Source organism: Chryseobacterium nepalense (genome assembly GCF_023195755.1).
Lineage (GTDB): Bacteria > Bacteroidota > Bacteroidia > Flavobacteriales > Weeksellaceae > Chryseobacterium > Chryseobacterium nepalense.
The window spans coordinates 2509217-2532057 of sequence record NZ_CP096203.1 but is presented as its reverse complement, the minus strand read 5'-3'; the positions used below and the strand labels follow the sequence as shown (position 1 = coordinate 2532057).

Here is a 22841-nt window from a genome sequence, read left to right as displayed (position 1 = left end):
TTAACATCAAAAGTAAGCAATTTTTTAACAAGATTCTTATATGCAAAACATCCAAGATTTAAAGGAAAAGATTTTTTTTGAATCCAAGAATATGATCGCTATTCTGGATAAAATAAGCAATGTAGACGAATTAATTTCCCGGCAGGATCTTGTAGATGAACTTGCTAACCGGATTTCGTTTCTCAAGTTGCTTGAAAAAAATCTGGAGTATTTTGAAAAAGAAAATTTTTCTTCAACAGAAAAAAATAGTGAAAACTTTTCATCTCAACCTTTCATTGAAAGCAATTATGAAGTGGAAGAGGAAGAAGCTATTTTTAATAACCAACTGAATGAAATCGGCGAAAGTAAAGAATTTCCTGTTATGGAAGAAGAAGCCATTTTCAATAATCAGCTGAATGAAATTGTTGAAGAAGAGCTTCATGAGACACTGGTTGACTTTGTTGAAGAAAATACTGATTCTGAAACTGTTATATCAGCAGATGTACAAGAAGATAAAGATATTTTCAATAAGCAACTGGAAGAAACCGATGAACACGAAATTCCTGACAATACAGACAGGACATTGAATTTTATCGATGAAGAAAGAATTTTGGCAAATGCTGAACCTGAAAATGATGATGATATTGATGAAGACATGTTCAGCAGAGAACATACAGAAGAAGAAGCCATTTTTAATAATCAGCTGAATGAAATTGATGAATTTGAAAATGAAATTTCGGATGATCAGGGAAATTTTAATGATTTTGATGAAGAAGAAAATATCCGGAATAATTTTGATAAGGATGTTAAAAATGAAGAAAAGCAGGAAATTACAGAAACCATTCCAAGTATTTTTGATACGGAACCTATTGAGGAAGACCTGCTGATCGAAGAAAATGAGGAACATTTTACGGTTTCTGAAGCCATGATCGAACACGGAGAAATGGCTGCGGATACTTCAAATGTAGAAAGTATTGTAACGGAAATCAGGCATGAAGCGGCTCTTGAGGAAAAACAGGAGACTATTTTGGCAGAAATTAATGACCGCCGAAAAATTGTTGAGATTGACAGGCCTGTTCCTGAAAAAGAAAACGATAAACCGGCCTCCGATGAAAGTTTTGAAAATTTAGAAGCATATCAGCAGGAGAAAAAAATAAAGCTGGCTCATATTAAAGGCTTAAAAGCTGTACAGACGCTTTTTGATGATGATCATCTGGAAAGAACACTGCCCTTGGAACAGACAGCACCTGTTGAGAAAAAAGAAGATACGGGAAGTATTTTAAAAACAAATATTCCAACGGATTTTATGGAGGCGGAAAAGAAAAAACCGGAATTCAAACTGGATTTAAATGATCGTATTGCTTTTACAAAAACACTTTTCGGGGGAAGCCAGTCTGAATTGAATGAGGTAGTAAATAATCTGAACAGTTTCAGAACATTAGAAGATGCAAAGGAATACCTGAGCGACCTTTATTATGCCAAAAAATGGAGCAAGGTGGATGAATATGCACAAAGACTCTGGATCTTGGTAGAAAACAAATTTTTATAACGTAAATTTTGAGCGGAATTCTATATTTTGTTCCCACACCGATCGGGAACCTTGAGGATATGACTTACAGAGCAGTAAGTGTTTTAAAAGAAGTAGATTATATACTATGTGAAGACACCAGAACTTCCGGAATTCTTCTGAAGCATTTCGAGATTTCCAAACCTTTAAAATCGTATCATCTTCATAATGAGCATCAGGCAACGGATAAAGTGATCGCTGATCTGAAAAGCGGTCAGAATATTGCCATTATCACCGATGCAGGAACTCCCGGAATTTCGGATCCCGGTTATTTACTGGCAAAAGCAGGCGCAGATCATCATATTGATATGATCTGTCTTCCGGGAGCCACAGCCTTTGTTCCGGCTTTAGTAGTTTCCGGACTTCCCAATAACGAATTTCTTTTCGCAGGATTTCTCCCACAGAAAAAAGGCAGGCAGACCAAACTGAAGCAGCTGGCAGAAGAAAAAAGACGATTGTTCTCTATGAAAGTCCCCATAAAATCAATACTACGCTGGAACAGATCAAAGAATTTTTCGGAGAAAACACGAAAGTAAGCCTGAGCAGGGAAATCTCAAAAAAATTTGAAGAAACCAAACGCGGAACAATTATTGAACTTATTGAATTTTCTAAAAGCAAAACCTTAAAAGGTGAGATCGTTCTCATCGTAAATAATTCCATTTAATTGAAAAAACTAATTTTCGTGCTGTTTTCGTCGGTTTGCCTCGGACAGACGGATCAGTATAAACAGATACTCTTAACAAAAAAGCTGGGCAAAGAAGTGCGTTCCTACACGAAAGGTTACGGAATGATCAACGATGCCAAAACCGGAACATCCGGAATCGTAGATTCTTTAGGAAATATTACTTTTAGTTATCCTTTTAAAAGCGAAATATCAAGGCTTTGGAAAGACAGGTTTATCCTTAAGGTTAAATCAGGGAATTCCACAGGAAAAACAGCTCTTATTGATGAAAAAGGAAGTGAACTTATTCCTCTTGAAAACTTCAGGTTCAGGACATGGGAAAATAAAGACCGGCTGATCTGCACAAAACAAGGAAAAGAATGTGTTTATGACTTCAACGGAAAACAGATTATCCCTTTTTCGGAGAAAATAGAATTCGGCAGCGAAAACAGATTTTTTGTTAAGGTAAACGGAAGCTGGTTTATTTACGATTTTGACGGCAAACAGGTTTCAGACAGAGCATTTACTACTGATCTTCGGTTTTACAAAGGCCGTACTTATATTTCTACAGGTGAAAAATCCGGTGAAATTATTGATAATAACGGGAAAACGCTAACTAAAATTTCAGATCATAACGTAGACAATATCAATGCATTTCCGTTCCTTGTAACGCTTGATGCAGCAAAAAACCGGTACGGAATTATTAATGACACGGAAAAAGTTATTGCGGATGAAATCTATGATCAGGCTTTCGTAGGAAGAGAATATATCTATCTTACCAAAGATGATAAAGTAAGTATTTTTTCAAAGAAGGAAGGGAAGGTTTATGATCTTGATTATCAATATGTAAACCCTCTTTTTAACGGTTTGTTTAAAACATCTCAGGATCAGAACAATCCTAAAGCTGCAGTGGTTCGCTTATCCGGAGAAGTTGTTTTTCCTAAAGAATATGACCGGGTGGAAGGACTTACCATCGCCGGAGAAAAATATATTTATCTAAGAAAAAACGATGAAGAAACAATTGTAGATAAAAATTTAAAAAATATCCTCAAGGAAAATTATGAAATTGAAAAAATATTTCCGAATACCATTATTTTAAATAAAGATAATAACTACTACAAATTTTCACCAAAAGACGGAGAATACATAGAATTGAAAGGTTTGAAAGAGATTAAACCTTTGGAAATGTATCCCATGATCATAGGGAAAAATGCCGATAATTTCTACGGAGTTCTCAATGAAAACGGCAAAGAAATTATTCCTTTTGTCTATGATGATATCATTACTTTTTCGGGTGCCAATGAATTTGTGATAAGAAAAGGCAATAAATTCGGAATTTCCAACCATAAAAATGAACCTTTGGCAGAAGTGGTTTTTGATAAATACGTTCAGGATAAAAAAGGGATAAAATTGATGAAAGGAAAGGATTTTCAATTTATTTATTTTACAGAACAGAATGAAAAGAATTTTATTGAATAATCATATTATGATAAAAAACAGAGAATAAATTTCATTAAAATCGCGATTTAAAATGCAATGAATAACATTTTGTAATATCTTTGCGCACTGTTTTATTCGGATAAAATTAAATAATGTATATATTAGCCAACCTTCAAAAGGCTAATTGGTTAAAGAAAATAATTGTCATATATGAAACTATTAGAAGGAAAAGTAGCGCTAATAACGGGAGCTACAAGAGGAATCGGAAAAGGAATCGCTGAAATGTATGCCCAGCAGGGAGCAAAGATCGCTTTTACTTATGCCGGATCTGTAGACAAAGCTAAGGAATTAGAAGCCACTTTAAGTTCTGTAACTCAAATTAAGGGATATCAGTCTGATGCATCGGATTTTGATGCTGCTCAAACATTGGTAGACGAAGTTCTGAAAGAATTCGGAAAAATTGATATCCTGATCAACAATGCCGGTATCACAAAAGATAATCTGTTGTTGAGAATGTCAAAAGAAGACTGGGATAAAGTAATCAATGTAAATCTTGATTCTGTATTTAATCTTACAAAAGCCGTAATCAAGCCTATGATGAAGGCAAAAGAAGGTTCTATTATCAATATGACTTCCGTAGTTGGAATTAGCGGGAACGCGGGACAGGCGAATTATGCGGCCTCAAAAGCCGGTGTTATCGGGTTTACAAAATCTGTAGCGCTTGAATTAGGTTCCAGAAATATCCGTTGCAATGCTATTGCTCCGGGCTTTATCCAGACTGAAATGACAGATGCGCTTGATGATAAGGCAAAAGACAAATGGAACGAAGCTATTCCTATGAAAAAATTAGGTCAGACAAAAGATATTGCCAATGCCTGCGTGTTTTTAGGAAGTGAAATGGCATCGTACATCACGGGTCAGACTCTGAACGTAGACGGCGGTTTATTAACGTAAAAAAATGAAGTCAGTATATTCTGTTACTGCATTTTTTTCCACTATATTGATCATCGGCCTGGTATATATTTCTTATTTTAATGTATATCAGACCGATGATTATATTTATGCATATACTACCGGAAAATTAGGATTTATTGGAAATATGCAGGAATTCTATCTGAATTGGGGAGGGCGCTATTTCGGATATGGTTACAATATGCTGATCCCGCTTTCCAAAGATCCGGAAAATATTTTGCCTAAAATTTATCCTGTTTTTCTCATCTTTTCTTTCATAGCTGTTTCAGCACTTAATTTTAAAGAATTTTTTAAGTATTCCTGGCTGCTGGCACTTGGTAAAGGGTTCGCCTTATTTTTATTTTATACTGTTATTTTAACGAACATTTCAGAGCATTTCTTTTGGTTTACCGGATCCAATGTATATTTTTTGCCGGTTATTATATCGGGACTTTTGGTGTTTTTCTGCAGGAAATATAACGATACAAATAAAAAAATGTGGTACGGCCTGGTTCTGTTACTCATTTTCATTTTAATGGGCTCCAATGAAATTCTTGCACTGATTGTATTCGGGATGATAATATATTGGAATACTCAAAATAAGTCAGCCAGAGCAAGAATAATGTTAATGGTTGGTTTATCAGGCATTTTAATTTCATTTCTTGCCCCGGGAAATTTTCAGAGAATGACTGAATCTCAGGATGTTTTTTACGTGAAATGGTTTAAAAGAATCATCTATTTCGGCGCGGATACAACTTATATTGTTATCAAAACAGCTATTGTAATTCCATTATTTATTAAAATTTTTGAAAAAGAACTGGCCGAAATAACAGACCGGTATGATTTCAAAAAACTTATAATCATTTGGATGATCTCTTTTTTACCATTACTGTTCTTAGGATTTATCATGAACAGTATCGGAAGACAGTTCGAAAATATTATCTTTTTCTGGCTGCTAAGTTCATCGGTGATACTATATATGAGGTTTGGGAAGATCAAAAAATTCTGGATTTTTAGTATGATTATTATGTTACTGCCGCAAACCAACTTTTTTCCTGAGAAATATAAGAATTTTAATATCAGTTTTAATATCAATACCATCGCTAAAGAGATATTGTACACAGATTTAAAAGCCTATGACAGGGAAATAAGCGAAAGAGTTCATATTTTAAAAACAACACCATCAGATTCTGTTGTTGTAGATAAAATAAAAACAGTGCCTGTTGTATTATATTTTGATGAAATGTCTTCTGTAAGCGAAACCAGAGATTATGTAAGCATGCAGCTGGAGAGATATTTTAACAAAAAATACATCAGGACGAAATAATATTTATTTTTCTCCGAGAATTTTATCATAAAACTGTTTTACCTGAAGATCTCCATACCCGAAAATTCCCAGTTCATTTCGAAATTTTTCAAAAACAGCATTGAAATTCATCGTTTCGCTTTCCATTAAATCTCTGACAAAAGTTTCAGGATTAACATTCTGATAAACACGGATCAACTCTTTCAAAAAACGAAAACAGTCTGATGGATGAAGAGAAAGTTGCTTTAATGTATTGCGATCGTTACTTTGATATGCTTTCCACAAATCGCATCCCAGATCGATGTCTTTCTGATCAAATAAAATTTTCGATTTCCAGGCCTCCTGCAAATTCATATCATTTGAATCCGAAAATCCTTCCCACTTGTTTTCTAATAAATTTTTTGGAAAAACTCTGTAAATTTTTATATTTCTGTCTTTGGGAAGTAAGGTCAGGCAAAACCACAGATTCACCTGGCAAAAAAGATCATCTTCAAACCAGAGATTCACTTCAGAATGGTCCGGAATATTTTTCATCTTTTCAAATTCGGAGACGACTTTATGATAATAATTCTCTTTTTTATCAGAATAATTTTCGGAAATAAATTCTGCCCGCATTTTCCAGAATTCATCCGGATGATCAGCCTGTAAAGGTCCTGTAACCAAGGCTTCTCTACAGATAATTATCTCGCCCGAAATTATTGTTTGATTCAATCTTCCGGCGAGATAATCTCCGTTGATAATATTAAATGTAGCTCTCAAGATCTAATCTTTGAATACCTGGTTTTCCTGCTCCTGAACTCTGATAAAAGTAGTTCTTTTAGACAGCTCTTTCAATGTGGATGCTCCTACATAAGTACAGGTAGAACGGACGCCGCCCAGAATATCTTTTACGGTCTCTGAAACCGGACCTTTGTAAGGAACTTTAACCGTTTTTCCTTCCGATGCTCTGTATTCCGCAACACCTCCGGAATGTTTATCCATCGCTGTTTTCGAACTCATCCCATAAAAGAGACGGAATTTTTTCCCATTTTCTTCAACGATTTCACCACCACTTTCATCATGTCCTGCAAACATTCCGCCCAACATCACAAAATCAGCTCCTCCACCAAAAGCTTTAGCCACATCTCCGGGAACTTTACAGCCGCCGTCTGCAATAATGTGTCCTTTTAATCCATGCGCTGCATCGGCACATTCAATTATCGCTGAAAGCTGGGGATATCCCACGCCGGTCTTTACTCTGGTTGTACATACTGATCCGGGGCCTATTCCCACTTTAATGATGTCGGCACCCACCAGAAGAAGTTCTTCCACCATTTCTCCGGTAACCACATTACCGGCAATGATGATTTTATCGGGAAAATTGGCCCTTGCATTCTTCACAAATTCAACAAAATGCTCCGAATAACCATTGGCCACATCAATACAGAGAAACTCGATTTTTGGATGCTTTTCAAGGATCGTGCGAATTTTTTCTTCATCAGATTTACCGGTTCCGGTGCTTAATGCAATATATTGATGAATACTGTCCGGCTGCGAATCCAGAAAAGAAGTCCATTCTTCGGGTGTATAATGTTTGTGAATTGCGGTAATGATTTTATCCTTGGCAAGCTCCACGGCCATCTCAAATGTTCCTACTGTATCCATGTTGGCGGCAATTACAGGAACACCGCTCCATTTTTTCCGGGTGTGTCTGAAGATAAATTCTCTTTCCAGGTCAACTTCCGAACGGGATTTTAACGTGGAACGTTTCGGGCGAAACATCACATCCTTAAAACCCAGTTTTATATCATATTCTATTCTCATAATTTGGAAAATTATATTTAAATAAAAATAAGGAAAAAGATTGATTTTAAATCTTAAATTAGCTCAGATTAATGGAAATTCCTTATAAATCCACATTCTGAAATAACATTTGCAAGCAGAAATATGATTAATCACCTAAAAAGGATCGTGAACGAAGCAAAAAGCTCGAATATCAATGCAAGTTGGGTCATTGATGAGCCTAAAAGGGTGGTTAACCATGCAAAAAGGGTGGATGACGAAGCAAAAAGGTTCACTGACGAACCTAATAGTCTCAATTTCCATGCAAAAAGGCTCGTTTACCATGCCGAAAGGATGAATTATCAGCATCAGGAAATGAATTTGGTATGAAAATTAAGAAGAATTCCTGTATATATTTTAAAAAGCAATACATTTGAAGCCATGGATTTTCCTGTAACCTTCAACATTTTTGATAAAGCAATCCTTGCACATCCGCTTTTTGAAGCGGCAGGAATTTTCATCGGTATGCGCTATTATTTTTATTTAAAAAGAAAGTCCGCTGAAAAGATGTCTTTCAATACTTCTGCAGCTGTTTTAATAGGAGCTACAGCGGGAGCCTTAATAGGTTCCAAACTAATTGGAAATTTAGAAAATCCATACACTCTTTTTGAAAATTTTAGCTTCAAAAGATTTTGGACAAATAATACGATTGTTGGCGGACTGGCTTTTGGATTAATTGGAGTAGAATGGGCAAAAAAAATTATCGGCCATAAAGAAAGCACAGGAGATCTGATTGTCTTTCCATTAATTCTAGCAATGATTATCGGAAGAATAGGCTGCTTTCTTACAGGAATTCATGAAGAAACATATGGTATTCCTACAGATTCTTTTTTTGGAATGCATCTGGGAGATCAGTATCTGAGACATCCTGTTGCTCTATATGAAATTGTTTTCCTTATTGTTTTGTGGATTGTTTTAAAAATAATTAAGAAAAAAAATAAATTTCCGTCAGGATTTATCTTTCAGTTATTTATGATTTGTTACTTCAGCTTCAGATTTATGCTGGATTTTATCAAGCCTAAAGTAGATATCATTGCAGGACTTGGAACAATACAGTTGGTGTGTATTGCTATAATTTTTTATTATTTCTTTAAGCTTAAATCAGCGAAAATTGTAAATTCACGTTAAATATTACTCATGAAATTATTAACATTACTTGAAGTTGGAGATCTCACTGGCTTAGTTATATTCATAATAGCAATCATTTTAGTTGTACTTTTGGTTGTTTCAGTCTTTGTAGCAGCTTTTGTACAGATCATTTACGAATGGGATAATAAAAGAAAATTTACGAGTAAACAGTTCTGGAAAACAGTTTTAATATCAATGCTTGTTGGCGGGCTGATCAGTGGCTTCGTCTGTGGAGGAATGTAAAAATAAATTATGCCAGTAAGAAACTATACCTATTACGACTATACCATCAGTCTTTGCCCGGAATGCCTGAAAAGAGTAGGCGCAAAGATCATTATTGAAGATGAAGCGGTTTTCATGACCAAAAGATGTCCCGATCACGGATTTTTCAAAACAAAAATTGCTTCTGATGTTCAGTATTATAAAAATATCAGAAATTACAATAAAGCTTCGGAAACGCCGGTTCATTTTGGAACAGATGTAGAATACGGGTGTCCTTATGATTGTGGTTTATGTGTTGATCATGAGCAACATAGCTGCCTGTCTATTGTGGAAGTCACCGACCGTTGCAATCTCACCTGTCCGACCTGTTATGCGATGTCTTCGCCCCATTACGGAAGCCACAGAAGTCTGGAAGAAATTGAAGCGATGTTCGATATCATTGTTAAAAATGAAGGAGAGCCGGATGTTGTCCAGATCAGCGGAGGCGAGCCAACCATTCATCCTGAATTTTTTAAAATCATGGATATTGCCAAATCAAAACCGATTAAGCATTTAATGCTGAATACCAATGGTGTAAGAATTGCCAATGATCCGGGATTTGCAGAAAAACTGGCTACCTACGCTCCGGAATTTGAAATTTATCTTCAGTTTGATTCTTTTAAACCGGAAGTTCTGGAAGATTTCAGGGGAAAAGATCTTACCGATGTTCGGATGAAAGCTTTGGAAAAATTAAATGCCTTAAATCTTTCCACAACACTTGTTATTGTACTTCAGAAAGGGAAGAATATTGATGAGATCGGAAAAATTATTGATTTTGCCTTAAAACAAAAATGCGTTCGCGGAATTACCTTTCAGCCCGTAGAAATTGCCGGAAGAAACCGGGATGATTCGGCACATGAAAAAATTACCTTGACCGAAGTAAGGCAGGAAATTTTAAACCAGTTTCCACTTCTGAATTCTGATGATATTATTCCTGTTCCGTGTAATCCGGATGCTTTGGCAATGGGCTATATTCTGAAACTGGAAGGCGAAATTATTCCTTTAACAAGATACATCAATCCTGCTGATCTCCTGAACAATGAAACGAAAAACACAATCGTCTACGAGCAGGATACCGGCCTTCAGATGCAGTTGCTGGATATTTTCAGCACCGGAATTTCTGTGGATAAAGTAAAACCTAAAGTGAATCAGTTATTATGCTGTCTTCCCGATGTTTCTGCTCCTAATCTCGATTATGATAATCTTTTCAGAATTATCATCATGAATTTTATGGATGCTCACGATTTTGATGTCCGGGCTGTAAAGAAATCCTGCGTGCATATTGTCAACAAAGACCTGAAATTAATTCCTTTTGAAACCATGAATCTATTTTATCGCGATGATAAGGATAAGTATCTGGAAGAATTGAGGAGGGAGGATAGAGTTTTATTTTAATTTTTCTTCACAGATTTGTACAAATTTTCACAGCTATTTTATGAATTAATATGACATAGGGAAATGGAACGTTAAGAAAATTAATTCTGTGAACGTCAAAAATTCTAATGTTTGACGCGAGATAACTATTTGAACCGAAGAACAAATCTTAAATTCGCGCGAGTTTTAGAATTTTTAGAGAATAGAATTAATTTTTAGCAAAAGTTCCCAAGTCTTAAACTTTTCGTTCTTTTGTTTGACGACGTCGAATCTTCGATTTCAAGACAAAAGGACAAAAAATAAGGCGTAAAACAAATTTACGCCTCAATATTTAGATTTAATCAAACTTCATTACTTCACTCAGTGTATTCATATACTCATACGCCGTAAGGTCGAATTTTACCGGAACAATGGAAATGTATCCGTTAGCCAGAGCTGTTTCGTCCGCATCTTCAGATTCATCCATATTATTGAAATATCCGGTAAGCCAGTAGTATTTTTTTCCGTGGGGATTTACCCTTTCGTCAAAGCTTTCTTCCCATTTGGCATGAGCCTGCTTACAGACTTTAACTCCTTTTATTTCTTCCTTTGAAAGTTTCGGAATATTTACATTTAAAACAACCCCTTTAGGCATTGGGTTTTCCAGGGTTCTTTTAACAATATTCTGAATGTATTCTTTTGCTTGTGTAAAATCTGCTTCCCAGCTGAAATCAAGTAGTGAAAAACCGATCGCCGGAAGATTTTCTACACCTGCTTCTACCGCCGCAGACATCGTCCCGGAGTAAATAACATTAATAGAAGAATTGGCACCGTGATTGATCCCGGAAACTACAATATCCGGTCTTCTCGGCAATATCTTATCAAGTGCCATCTTGACACAGTCTACAGGAGTTCCGCTGCAGGAAAAATCTTTTTGCGGCCCTTCCAGGTGAACTTCTTCGTAGCTGAGGGTAGAATTGATGGTAATGGCGTGACCTTTACCGCTTTGTGGAGAGTTCGGTGCTACAACAACTACTTCTCCGATTTCGTTCATAAAACTTACAAGATTTCTGATACCAGGTGCTGTAATCCCGTCGTCATTAGTAACCAGAATAAGTGGTTTTTCCATATTAAAATTAAATTTTAACAAAAATACTTAAAACTATCTGATATTTGTAAAGAAGGTATTAAATTTGATAATTTGTAACAGTTAATTAAAAATTACTACTTATTAAAATACTTTTTTAAAAAATTAATAAAATACATTACAGATTTATGTGGAAAAATTTTAAGCTAAATAAATTTTTACTCCTAATTCCATTAACAAGTCTAATGTTTTGTTTCAACTCGCCTAAAAATGATGATGAAAAGATGCAGACGATAATGGTGAGCGTAAAAAATACACTTTCTTATTTGCATTACAGCCCAAAACCAATTAACGATGCGTATTCCAAAGATGTTTACAAGCATTACTTCGAATTGGTAGATCCGGGCAAAAGATATTTCCTGCAGTCGGATATGGATGAATTCGCAAAGCACGAAACCAAACTTGATGATTATATTAATCTGGGCGATCTTACGTTTTATAAACTTACAGTCGACAGATTATACCAGCGTGCTGATGAAATCGATAAAATGACACAGGATATTTTCAGTAAACCGATCAACCTTCATGAAGACGAATCACTGATCCTTGAACCGAAAATTAAAAAAGCTCCTGCAAACAAAGAGGAAATGTATAATGAGTGGAAAAAATTCATTAAATACAATATTCTTCAGGAAATTGAATCCATGAACAGCAAAGAGGAAGCGCAGAAGGAAAAGAAAGATTCTGTTCAGAAATATAAGCTGAAAGATACGATCAAGTACGAGCCTATTGCACCGGATCAGAAGATTAAAAAAGCAACGGATGAGGTGAAAGATCTTGTAAAAGAAACCTTTACGAGATTTAAAAAGAGAAAGAAAATGGATTGGTTTACCGTTTATATGAATGCTTATACCGAGGTTTTCGATCCTCATACCAATTACTACTCACCGAAAGATAAAGAAGACTTCGATACCAATTTTACAGGAAAAGTAATCGGAATCGGGGCAATCATCCAGGAGAAAAAAGGGAATCTGTATCTGGGTGCTTTAACTATAGGAGCACCGGCCTGGAAGTCCAAACAGCTTTCAGAAGGGGATAAAATTTTAAAGGTAAAGTCTAAACCTAAGGAAGATGCGGTAAACGTTGTTGGAATGCTCTCTGATGAAGCGGTACGATTGATCAGAGGGGAAAAAGGAACACCTGTTACATTAACTGTTCAGAAAAAAGACGGAACGATTAAAGATGTAACGATGATCCGCGAAGAAGTAGCGATAGAAGATACCTTCGCAAGAAGTATTGTCATCAATTCTCCGAACGGAAAAAAATATGGGTTCATTAATTTACCAAGCTTCAACGCAGATTTTGAAAATCCAAACGGGAGAAATGCTTCTGATGATATTAAAAATGAGATCATTAAGCTAAAACAGCAGAATATTGAAGGGATTGTTCTCGACCTTAGAAATAATGGAGGAGGATCTCTTACCGAAGTAGGGGATATTATGGGACTTTTCATGGATGCAGGACCTTATGTTCAGGTAAAAGACGGAAACGGAAAAATCCAGACCCTTAAAAACAAACAGGAAGCACCAATCTGGACGGGTCCGTTGGTGATCATGCAGAATGAGCTTTCCGCTTCGGCTTCGGAAATTCTTGCCGGAGTAATGCAGGATTACGGAAGAGCAATGATTATCGGATCTCCACAGTCATTCGGAAAGGGAACGGTACAGACTTTTGTGGATCTTAACAGATTCTTAAATACAGAAGATGATTTCGGATCTTTAAAGCTTACTATTCAGAAATTCTATAGAATTACCGGCGAATCTACCCAGAGAAAAGGGATTGTTTCCGATATACAAATGAAAGATTTCTTTACCTATGCTGAAATAGGAGAGCGATATGATGATTATGCTTTAGCTTGGGATAAAATACCTTCCACCAACTTCCAGAAACTTAATTATTTCAATATTCAGGCTTTGGAAAAAGCAAGTTCAGACAGAATGGCGAAAAATGCCAAATACCAGTTACTGCTTGAATCCGCACAATGGAGAGAACAACTGGACAAGGAAGAATCTATTACTTTGAATATTGATAAGTTCAATGAGGTTACGAAACAAAGAAAAGCTCAGATTGAAAAATTCAAATCTCTAAATAAATTTGAAAACGGACTTCAGTTTTTGATGTATCCTAATGAAATCGAAAGAGAGAAAAAGGATGAAGCTTTCAAAAAGAAATCTGAAATCTGGATCAAAAATCTTAAAAAAGACCTTTATCTTCAGGAAGCGATGAACATCATCGCAGATATGAATGTAAAATCTTAAAATTTGAATCGGCGAAGCCGGTAACAAAATAGCACAAAAAAACCGTTGCCTGAGGTTCTCGAAGGCAACGGTTTTTTTATTGAATTAAGGCTTTATTTAATCTCTATACATCCCACTCTTCCGCCTGCATTTCCCGTAGGCTGAGTATGAAAATCGTCTGCGGAAGCATGAATAATCATTCCTTTTCCGATTATATTTTTAGATTCATCTGTACATCCCAGACACCATTTGTCGGTTTTGAAAGTCAGCATGGCGTTTCCGTTCTGATCGGCAGTAAGGTTTCCGATATCTCCCATATGGAAATGTTCGGCTCCCCATTTTCCGTGATCGTCCTTGGCCGGATTCCAGTGCCCTCCTGTAGAAGTTCCGTCTGCTGCAGAGCAGTCACCTTTTTCGTGAATATGTACCGCATGAATTCCCGGAGTAAGATTGGTTACATCCAGCTTCATCACAACTTCATCGCCCTTTTGGGTAAATTTTGCCGTTCCGCCGGTTTGTGTGTTGCTTTTAGACATGATTTGGTACGTGTTTGTCGTTCCGCACGAAACTACAAACAGAGCACCCGCTGCCAATAATGATAATGTTTTAGCTTTCATTTTTAAATGATTTAAAGTGATTTTAGGTTAAATTTAAAAAACATTTACGGATACACCTTACGAATTCAGGATCTTTTTGAAAATAGCAGTAAAAGATTCTTTTTCTAAAGTCTTTTTCCGGCCTTTAAACCAAAACCAACGGTTCAGAATTCAAATTCTACCATTCGGTAAGAAAAATTTATATCAGGTGAAAATTCATCTTACTTTTGAATCGAAAATAAAAGCTATGAAAACAAAACTATTATTTCTTGTTACTCTTTTGTTCTTTGCCGTAAGCATGGCTCAGACAAAAATATCCGGAAGGATAACCTACAAAAATAAAGGCGTGGCTGAGGTAAATGTAAGCTTAAAAAACACCTATGACGGAGCAACAAGTGATTCCAACGGAAACTTTTCTTTTGAAACTTCAGAAAAAGGAAATCAGATATTAGTGTTTTCGCATCCCAAATACATTGAAGTTGAAAAGTCAATTATCATTGAAAATCAGGAAGTTTCCGTGAATGCTGAGCTGAGGGAACAGATCAATGAAATTGATGCCGTTGTTGTATCCGCGGGTTCTATTGAGGCCAGCGACAAAAAAAGAGCAACAGCGCTTTTGACGCCCATCGATATATACACAACGGCCGGAGCAGACGGACAGATTTCTTCAGCATTAAACTATCTGCCTGGAGTTCAGAAAGTGGGTGAAACAGAAGGTCTTTTTATCCGTGGAGGCACGGGAACGGAGTCCAGAATTTTTATGGACGGAAGTCTTATCAACAATTATTTTTCGAATTCAGTTCCGGGAATTGCGGGTAGAGACCGTTTTAATACTTCGCTTTTTAAAGGAAATGTGTTCTCAAGTGGTGGATATTCTGCTTTGTACGGACAGGCGCTTTCCGGTGCGCTCATGCTGGAAAGTGTTGATCTTCCGGATCAGAGCTCTTATGATTTCGGATTTTCACCCATATTTTTAAATGCAGGATTCCAAAGACTTACCGATAATAAAAACTCATCTTTCGGAGCAAGCGTAGGATATTCCAACTTAAAGCTGATGCAGGATGTTTTTAATTTTAATACTGATTTTTCAGAAGCTCCGGAAAGTCTCAACGGTGATTTTAATTTCAGAATTAAAACAAAATCAGGAGGTTTCTTCAAATATTACGGAATGTACGATTCCAACAGGATGGGAGTAAAAACCCAAAGCCTGGAGCCGGAAGATTATGATTGGTCTCTGGTAAAACTGAAAGGAAAAAATACCTATCATAATTTATCATTCAAACAGAAATTCGGGAAATATTTGCTGAATGCGGGAACTTCTTATTCCTTCAACCGGTCTGATCTTGATTTTTCAACCGAAAAAAATAATGTTGAAAACGGGAATACAAAACTTTTGACTGACGGAAATTATATTAATTTTAAAACCGTTTTAGAAAGAAAAGTAAATAAAATAAGTGCATTGCGCGGAGGTTTTGAGCTCAATGCAACCAGTGAAAAACTTAGCTTTAATGATTTTGTTCAAAAAAATTACAAGGATCTCATTTCTTCTGCCTTTGTAGAAACAGACCTGGGATTCAGCAATCATTTATCAGCTAAAATAGGAGTTAGGGCAGAATACTCTTCGTATCTTGAACAAAGCAATATTGCGCCTCGTGTGGCTTTAGCGTATCGTTTTGCAAAAGACTGGACTACTTCTTTCGCTTATGGTATTTTTTATCAGAATCCGGAAAGCAGATACATCAACGGACCAGCTAATCTGGATTTTCAAAAAGCGCAGCATTATATTTTTCAGGTGCAGAGAACAACAGAAGGAAGAAGTCTTAGGCTGGAAGCTTTTTATAAAAAGTATGATGACCTGATCAAAGTAAAAAACCTGAGTTATATTGACGGACAGAATCAGTATATTCAGACTGCTGACAACAACAATGGTTATGGTTTTGCAAAAGGGCTTGAATTATTCTGGAGAGATAAAAAGACTTTTGAAAACATCGATTACTGGATCAGCTATTCTTATCTGTATTCAAAAAGAGATTTTATGAATTATCCGGTAAGTCTGAAACCTAATTTTGCTTCTGAACACACCCTTTCAGCTGTGGCCAAAAGATTTGTTCCGAAATGGAAAACAGGGTTTAATCTTTCTTATACCTATGCCAAAGGCCGTCCGTATTATGATATTGCGACACAAAATGTAAATGGCGAACAGGAATATTTTGTAAGGCATGAAGGTCGGCTTAAAGATTACAGTGCATTGAATTTCAGTGTTAATTATCTGCCTAATTTAGGGAAGAAAGATGCTAAAGCATTTACGGTGCTTGTCCTAAGTGTATCGAATATATTAGGCTCAAAAAATGTTTACGGTTATAATTTCTCAATGGACGGAAACAGAAGTTCTGCGGTAGTCCCACCAGTAAATACTTTCGTTTTTATAGGTGCTTTCATCAGTTTCGGGGTTGATAAGACACAGGATGCCATCAACAATAATTTATAATAAAAATTACATTAAATACATTACTATTAACTTTAAAAAAATTTAAAAATGAGAAAATATTTTTTAACTTTCGCTTTAAGTATGATGAGTTTAACAGCTTTTGCTCAGTCAGATTATGAAAAAATAATGTCTGATAAAATTGCAAAACTGGAAACCACCAGATCAACCGATGAATTCCAGGCTCTGGCTAATGATTTCGACAGGATCGGGAAAAAGGAAATAAACCAGTGGCTGCCTTCCTATTATGCCGCATTGGCTTATCTTCAGAAAGGCAGAATGCAGATGCAGTCCGGTAAAATGTCCGAGCTTTCCATCAATGCGGACATTGCCGACAAATATCTGGATCAGGCAGAAGCAATTGCCGGGAAAGACAATTCTGAAATACATCTGCTGAGAAAAATGGCGTATTCCCTGAAAATGATGGAAAATCCCGCAGAACGATACATGACAGACGGAATGAAAGCCATGGAAGAGCTTAAAAAAGCAGAAACCCTGGACCCAAATAACCCGAGAGTAGCCCTCATTAAAGCCGAAGACACCTATTTTACTCCTGAACAATACGGAGGAAGCAAAGAAAAAGGTATTGAGCAGTTTAAAACAGCGCTGGAAAAATTCAATGCTTTTAAACCTAAAACAGCTTTGGACCCGAACTGGGGAAAAGCCGAAGCAGAATATTTTCTAAGCGGAGCGGCGAAATAATTTCCATAGCCTTCTCTCCGGAGGAGGCTTTATAATGTTCGCAGTGTAAAAGATGCTTAACGAAAATAAATTTTAATATTTTTAAGACACCAATTTTGATGCAGGGAAACTGATTATGAAACGCAAGAACTTTATCACTTTATGCTGGGTATCACTGGCAACATCCATGTTTTTCTTTTTCATTTTTACGGATGAGAAAAATCTGGAGAATTTTATGCTGACCATTGCCATATCATCTATGTACTCCTTTGTTCTGGGCGCAGGAAACTGGCTGATTAATGATTTTCTTAACAAAAAATTTCCCTGGTCTGAAGCAACTACCAAAAGGGCGGTAATCAGTATTATTTCCATCTTATTGGCAAATATCATTTTGGTGTATTTCTGCAATTACATGAATTTTGTGGTCTTCCAGAAAAGTGCGACCACAGAAGAATATTTTACAGGTAAATACAACTATATCAATTGGTTTACCATTAATATTGCCTTGCTGATTTCAGCTTTCCTTCACGCAAAAGGCTTCATGGAAGAACTGAAAAAAAATTCCAAAAAAGAAGTGGTGGAGCAAAAACTCATTGCAAAATCTGCCAATGCTCAGTTTGAAAGTCTTAAAAACCAGCTGGACCCGCATTTTTTATTTAATTCGCTCAATGTTTTAAGTTCGCTTATTGATGAAAATCCCAGGCAGGCACAGAAGTTTACCGCTTCAATGTCAAAGATTTACAGGTATGTACTTGAACAGAAAGATAAAGAATTGGTAACTGTAGAAGATGAGTTGGAATTTGCTAAAACCTATTGTGAACTACTGAAAACAAGATTTGAAGACAGTGTGGATTTCGTTTTTGATGTTAAAAAAGAAGATTACAGAAGGTTTGTCGTTCCGTTGTCGCTTCAGCTGTTGCTGGAAAACTGTATCAAGCACAATTTTGCAACATCATCAAAGCCGCTTATCATCAAAATTTACTCTGAAAATGATACGTTGTGTATCGAAAATAACCTTCAGGTAAGAGAACAGATTAAGGAAAGTTCCGGAATAGGACTTTCAAACATTGTACAGCGGTATTCTCTTCTTACGAAGAAAAATGTTTTTATCGAAAAATCCGAAGATTATTTTAAAGTGAAACTTCCGGTGCTGTCTGCAAAGCCAAACGTTGTCAGTGAAAAAATAAATGATGAAGACAAAGCTTACGAAAGAGCTCAAAAAAGAGTAAAAGAGCTTAAAAGCTTTTATGGAAACCTGATCTCTTATTGTATTGTCATTCCTTTTTTAATCATTCTTAACCTGATTACCTCGCCTCGCGAGCTCTGGTTCTACTGGCCAATGCTGGGATGGGGAATCGGTCTTGTTGCCCACGGAGCAAGTGTATTTGCGATCGGGAAAGGCTGGGAAGAGAAAAAAATCAGGGAAATTTTAGAAAAACAAAATAATCATAAATATTAAATAGTATGAATCCTATCAAAGATGACATAAGATACAAAGAGGCGGAAAGACGTGTTAAAAAAATTAAAAACTTTTATGTTTTTGCATTCGTTTATTTCGCGGTAAATATTTTTATCCTGGTAATGAATTACAAAGAATTAAAACCCGGAGAAACCATCTGGCACCTGAAATACTTTTCGCTTCCGATCTTCTGGGGAATCGGGCTTATCGGCTATGCGATCAATGTTTTTGTTCCGGGAGCTATTTTAGGCAGAAACTGGGAAGAAAAGAAAATTAAAAAACTGATGGAAGAAGAAGCTGCACAGAATAAATACAATAAATAATCATGAAAATACTACAGATCTTGTTTGCTGTTTCCATGGGAGTATGGTTTTTAAGTGAAATTCTATACAAGAATATTCTAAAATCCGGAGACAATGACAAAAAAGATAAAGACCGCTCAACGCTGAATATTCTGTGGCTGGCTATTCCGTTATCCATTGCATCATCCGTCAGTGTTTCATATCTTACAAAACTACCGATTTCTGATGAAGACCGGATTTATTACATCGGAGTTGCTCTTGTATGGGTGGGAATTATTCTTAGGTTTATCATCATCAGATCATTGGGTAAATATTTTACCGTTGATGTAACGATACGTGAAGATCACAAAATTAAGAAGGAAGGTTTCTACAAATATATAAGGCATCCGTCATACGCTTTTTCGCTGCTGACTTCACTCGGCCTGGGATTGTATCTTAACAATTGGTTCTCGTTGATTTTAGCTTTTTTAATTCCGTTTGTTGCTTTCAGTTACAGAATTACGGTTGAAGAAAGAACTTTGATTGAGCAGTTCGGGGAAGAATATCTGGAATACCGAAGAAAAACAAAAAAACTGATTCCGTTTATTTATTAAATTTAATTATTGTGTTGCAATTTTTAGATTTGATAAAAACCGCAAAGTTATCCAAAGAATGATAAAAAAATACTGATAATAAAGCTAAACAAAAGCCGTTTCACTTATTTTCGAAAAGCATAATTCAAAATGCACAAGGGAGTATTATTTAAACTCCTATTTAGAATAGTCAAACTTCTTTATCTGCAAAATCAGCGAGAGAAATATATTAAAATCTCAAAGCTTTAGATCCGAAGAAAACTACACATCCCGATTCACCATTGAGTCGGGATTTTTACAATTCAGAATACATATTCTACGGTTCGGTCATATAAAATTGATTCGAGGATTGTTTCCGTCATACATTTGTCTCAACAAAAAGAAACAATTAATCTTAAAAAATAAAAATTATGGAAACTTTCATCAACAAAGAAGAGCTTGCGTACCAAAAAGCATCAAGAAGAGTAAAAGAACTGAAAGGATTTTATGGAAATCTTACTTCATACTGCCTTGTCATTTCTTTTTTAGCCGTATTAAACCTTATCACTTCACCGGAATATTTATGGTTTTTATGGCCAATGTTAGGCTGGGGAATAGGAATTGCAGCACATGCAGCCAATACCTTCGGGATAAGCAAAGACTGGGAAGAAAAAAAGATCAGAGAATTGATGGAAGAGGAAAGAAAAAATACCAAAACACTTTAATAAAAACTTAAAAATTAATACAATGGACTACAATCAGGCACAACAGAGAGTACACGATTTAAAAAAATTCTACAAAAACCTTTTATGGTTCGGAATTATTACCATATTCATTTTTGCGGACGATATTCTGGAAAAAGGAATTTTTCACCTCTCGCTTTGGAACGGATCAATAATTCTGTCAATCTGGGGAATTGTTTTAATTGTAAAGGCCATAAAACTTTTCATTTTCAATGCAGAATGGGAGAGAAATATCATCAGAAAAGAAATGAAGAAGACAAAAGAACCGATTCAGTTTTAAAAACTGATAACTTTTGATTATTTTTAAATGCTAAAACTAAATCAGGAACTCAAAAATGATAAGAACAGTCATTATCGAAGACGAAAAACCGGCTTCAAGGAAATTGGAAAGAATGCTTGGCGAATTTCCTGAAATTGAGCTGGTTGCCAAAATAGAATCCGTAGAAGAAGGAGTTTCATGGTTTACTGAAAATGAGCATCCACAGCTGATCTTTTCGGATATTGTTCTGGGAGACGGTTTGTCATTCGATATTTTCGAAAAAATTCCCACCAAAGGTTTTATTATTTATACCACCGCTTTCGATCAGTACACACTGAAAGCATTTAAACTCAACAGCATCGACTATCTTTTAAAACCTGTTCTGGACGAGGACCTCGGAGCTGCCATTGATAAATTCAAATCGTTTATTCCTTCGGATCATTTGGTTAATTCTCAGGAAATAAAACAATTAATTAAAAAAGATAAAACTACGCTGTCCAGAATTCTGGTGAAGATCGGGTATAATCTTAAAATCGTACAGACACATGAAGTCAGCTGCTTTTACAGCGAAAATAAAATTGTGTATCTGCAGACTCAGGAGCGTGCTTTTCCTTCGGATTTTACATTGGATGAGCTGGAAGATATTCTGGATGATAGGAAGTTTTTCAGGGTAAACCGCCAGTTTATCATCAATTCGGATTACATAAAAAATATCCATACTTCGCCCAATTATAAAGTTGAATTGGAGTTTCAGCCTAAAGAAGAAATTACGGTAAGCCGCGACCGCGTTAAAGATTTTAAAGACTGGCTGGTAAGTTGATTCATAAAGATAATAGAGAAAAGATGATAGACTTTCTCTTATATCCCAAAACTTTAAACCTTGAACTTTAAACTAAAAACCCACAACTATTTGTAATCAATCCGGTTAGCTTCCGTATCTTCAAGTTGTTTTACAATGGTTGGAGGTATTTCTTCACTGTCAATGGGAAAGCTGATGGAATCCGTAATAAAAGTTTTCCGGTCTGCTTTCTGAAAAATTTCGAAAAGAGCAATTGGCTCCTGGTTAAAACTAATACATGTACTTATAAAATGCAATTCATGGAGCTTGTATTCTGGATTTTTAAGCTTTTCCTTAATATCTTTTATCCTTGAGATAAAATGACGCTGGCGAATAAACGTATTGCTGTTCATGATAATAAAAACATAATCAGAATAAGCCGTCACTTTGCCGAAATACTTATGCCGGTCGCCGCCGCTTCTTTCAATGAAATATTCACCCGAAGTTTCGGATTTATAGATCTCTGTGGCAGATCTCCAGATGCGCTCTTCACGGGCCTGTAAAGGATTATCCGGAAGATTCCTGTTGTAGGAGTACCAGCAGCCGACAAGCTTATCGAGCAAATCTGTATTCGGTTTTACATTATTCATATCAATCCGAAGATCATTGAAATTAAATGATTCTGTATTCGAATTAATAAAATCAATATAATTGGAATATCCCAATACTTTTACAATCTGGCTTAACTTGGCAAGATTGGGTTTGCTGATGACAGCATTTTTATCCTGATTAAATTTTTTTAATTTGTTAATGATCACATGTTCATACAGATAATTAGAGCCCAGAAGATCAGGCTGTTTCTTTATGCCTTTTCCCTGATTTTCAGAATTGATCAGGTCATTCAATTCGGCAACAATATAAGACCATTCTGTTTTGGAAACATCTTCCCATCTGCTTTTTTTGAGAAATTGCATTGCCAAAAAGTTCATCAGTTTTTCTAAATGCAGCAAATCTTCTTTTTTCATTTGTTTAAAATATAAGACTAATATAAGATTATTTTAAAACTTAATAATACCATCATAAGACTTTTATATTTATTTTTCCTTCGATATTTGAGTAGAAACAAAATATAAACA

The 22841-nt window shown here is 35.8% G+C and carries 22 protein-coding genes and 1 pseudogene; 18 read left to right on the top strand and 5 right to left on the bottom strand.

Going from position 1 to position 22841, the window contains the following annotated elements:
* The first annotated feature begins 40 nt into the window (after positions 1–40).
* The 5 genes and pseudogenes from M0D58_RS11145 to M0D58_RS11125 all read left to right on the top strand — a co-directional run bounded on the left by M0D58_RS11145 (position 41) and on the right by M0D58_RS11125 (position 5925).
* Entirely contained in the window at positions 41–1528 is a 1488-nt protein-coding gene (locus tag M0D58_RS11145) for a hypothetical protein (RefSeq protein WP_248389243.1), read from the top strand.
* A gap of 59 nt (positions 1529–1587) precedes the next feature.
* Positions 1588–2084 (top strand): annotated as a pseudogene (gene rsmI / locus M0D58_RS11140) (16S rRNA (cytidine(1402)-2'-O)-methyltransferase); the annotation flags it as partial.
* A 126-nt stretch (positions 2085–2210) separates the two neighbouring features.
* Positions 2211–3686, top strand: coding sequence for a WG repeat-containing protein (locus M0D58_RS11135; RefSeq protein ID WP_248389242.1), 1476 nt, complete (start codon positions 2211–2213; stop codon positions 3684–3686).
* A 171-nt stretch (positions 3687–3857) separates the two neighbouring features.
* On the top strand, positions 3858–4601 hold the full coding sequence (gene fabG, locus M0D58_RS11130) for a 3-oxoacyl-[acyl-carrier-protein] reductase (protein ID WP_248389241.1): 744 nt from the start codon (positions 3858–3860) through the stop codon (positions 4599–4601).
* Between the two features lie 4 nt (positions 4602–4605).
* The gene (locus tag M0D58_RS11125; RefSeq protein WP_248389240.1) at positions 4606–5925 is read left to right on the top strand and encodes a DUF6056 family protein; all 1320 of its coding nucleotides are present in this window, start codon (positions 4606–4608) and stop codon (positions 5923–5925) included.
* 3 nt (positions 5926–5928) lie between these two features.
* Here the strand turns inward: M0D58_RS11125 and M0D58_RS11120 are convergent, their stop codons facing one another.
* Positions 5929–6663 carry a DUF1835 domain-containing protein gene (locus M0D58_RS11120; protein ID WP_248389239.1) on the bottom strand — a complete coding sequence of 245 codons (735 nt, stop codon included), beginning with the start codon at positions 6661–6663 and terminating at the stop codon, positions 5929–5931.
* 3 nt (positions 6664–6666) lie between these two features.
* Positions 6667–7707, bottom strand: coding sequence for a GMP reductase (locus M0D58_RS11115; RefSeq protein WP_248389238.1), 1041 nt, complete (start codon positions 7705–7707; stop codon positions 6667–6669).
* A 123-nt stretch (positions 7708–7830) separates the two neighbouring features.
* Between M0D58_RS11115 and M0D58_RS11110 the strand changes: the two genes are divergently transcribed.
* Genes M0D58_RS11110 through M0D58_RS11095 form a run of 4 tightly spaced genes read left to right on the top strand, consistent with a single transcriptional unit; the run spans position 7831 to position 10509 of the window.
* Positions 7831–8055, top strand: a complete 225-nt coding sequence (locus tag M0D58_RS11110; RefSeq protein ID WP_248389236.1) for a hypothetical protein — start codon at positions 7831–7833, stop codon at positions 8053–8055.
* Positions 8056–8106: 51 nt separating this feature from the next.
* The gene (locus M0D58_RS11105; RefSeq protein ID WP_248389234.1) at positions 8107–8853 is read left to right on the top strand and encodes a prolipoprotein diacylglyceryl transferase; all 747 of its coding nucleotides are present in this window, start codon (positions 8107–8109) and stop codon (positions 8851–8853) included.
* Between the two features lie 9 nt (positions 8854–8862).
* Positions 8863–9096, top strand: coding sequence for a hypothetical protein (locus M0D58_RS11100; protein ID WP_248389232.1), 234 nt, complete (start codon positions 8863–8865; stop codon positions 9094–9096).
* 9 nt (positions 9097–9105) lie between these two features.
* On the top strand, positions 9106–10509 hold the full coding sequence (locus tag M0D58_RS11095; RefSeq protein ID WP_248389230.1) for a radical SAM protein: 1404 nt from the start codon (positions 9106–9108) through the stop codon (positions 10507–10509).
* Between the two features lie 316 nt (positions 10510–10825).
* On the opposite strand, the gene surE is transcribed toward M0D58_RS11095, so the two are convergent.
* On the bottom strand, positions 10826–11596 hold the full coding sequence (surE, locus tag M0D58_RS11090) for a 5'/3'-nucleotidase SurE (RefSeq protein WP_248389228.1): 771 nt from the start codon (positions 11594–11596) through the stop codon (positions 10826–10828).
* A 146-nt stretch (positions 11597–11742) separates the two neighbouring features.
* Between surE and M0D58_RS11085 the strand changes: the two genes are divergently transcribed.
* Positions 11743–13872 (top strand): carboxy terminal-processing peptidase, encoded by a 2130-nt coding sequence (locus M0D58_RS11085; protein ID WP_248389226.1) that lies wholly within the window; start codon positions 11743–11745, stop codon positions 13870–13872.
* 92 nt (positions 13873–13964) lie between these two features.
* On the opposite strand, the gene M0D58_RS11080 is transcribed toward M0D58_RS11085, so the two are convergent.
* Positions 13965–14468, bottom strand: coding sequence for a superoxide dismutase family protein (locus tag M0D58_RS11080; protein ID WP_248389224.1), 504 nt, complete (start codon positions 14466–14468; stop codon positions 13965–13967).
* Between the two features lie 226 nt (positions 14469–14694).
* Between M0D58_RS11080 and M0D58_RS11075 the strand changes: the two genes are divergently transcribed.
* From M0D58_RS11075 to M0D58_RS11040, 8 genes are all read left to right on the top strand, one after another.
* The gene (locus M0D58_RS11075; RefSeq protein ID WP_248389222.1) at positions 14695–16935 is read left to right on the top strand and encodes a TonB-dependent receptor; all 2241 of its coding nucleotides are present in this window, start codon (positions 14695–14697) and stop codon (positions 16933–16935) included.
* Between the two features lie 48 nt (positions 16936–16983).
* The gene (locus M0D58_RS11070; RefSeq protein ID WP_248389220.1) at positions 16984–17634 is read left to right on the top strand and encodes a hypothetical protein; all 651 of its coding nucleotides are present in this window, start codon (positions 16984–16986) and stop codon (positions 17632–17634) included.
* A gap of 115 nt (positions 17635–17749) precedes the next feature.
* Positions 17750–19072 carry a 2TM domain-containing protein gene (locus tag M0D58_RS11065; protein WP_248389218.1) on the top strand — a complete coding sequence of 441 codons (1323 nt, stop codon included), beginning with the start codon at positions 17750–17752 and terminating at the stop codon, positions 19070–19072.
* A 5-nt stretch (positions 19073–19077) separates the two neighbouring features.
* Positions 19078–19395, top strand: coding sequence for a 2TM domain-containing protein (locus tag M0D58_RS11060; protein ID WP_248389216.1), 318 nt, complete (start codon positions 19078–19080; stop codon positions 19393–19395).
* 2 nt (positions 19396–19397) lie between these two features.
* Positions 19398–19967 (top strand): methyltransferase family protein, encoded by a 570-nt coding sequence (locus M0D58_RS11055; RefSeq protein ID WP_248389214.1) that lies wholly within the window; start codon positions 19398–19400, stop codon positions 19965–19967.
* 389 nt (positions 19968–20356) lie between these two features.
* Positions 20357–20650 carry a 2TM domain-containing protein gene (locus M0D58_RS11050; protein ID WP_248389212.1) on the top strand — a complete coding sequence of 98 codons (294 nt, stop codon included), beginning with the start codon at positions 20357–20359 and terminating at the stop codon, positions 20648–20650.
* A gap of 22 nt (positions 20651–20672) precedes the next feature.
* Positions 20673–20948 carry a 2TM domain-containing protein gene (locus M0D58_RS11045; protein ID WP_248389210.1) on the top strand — a complete coding sequence of 92 codons (276 nt, stop codon included), beginning with the start codon at positions 20673–20675 and terminating at the stop codon, positions 20946–20948.
* 55 nt (positions 20949–21003) lie between these two features.
* Positions 21004–21747, top strand: a complete 744-nt coding sequence (locus tag M0D58_RS11040; RefSeq protein WP_248389209.1) for a LytR/AlgR family response regulator transcription factor — start codon at positions 21004–21006, stop codon at positions 21745–21747.
* Positions 21748–21833: 86 nt separating this feature from the next.
* Here M0D58_RS11040 and M0D58_RS11035 read toward each other — a convergent pair whose 3' ends face one another.
* Positions 21834–22730: a hypothetical protein gene (locus M0D58_RS11035; RefSeq protein WP_248389208.1), complete on the bottom strand. Its 897-nt coding sequence runs from the start codon at positions 22728–22730 to the stop codon at positions 21834–21836.
* Positions 22731–22841: the final 111 nt, after the last annotated feature.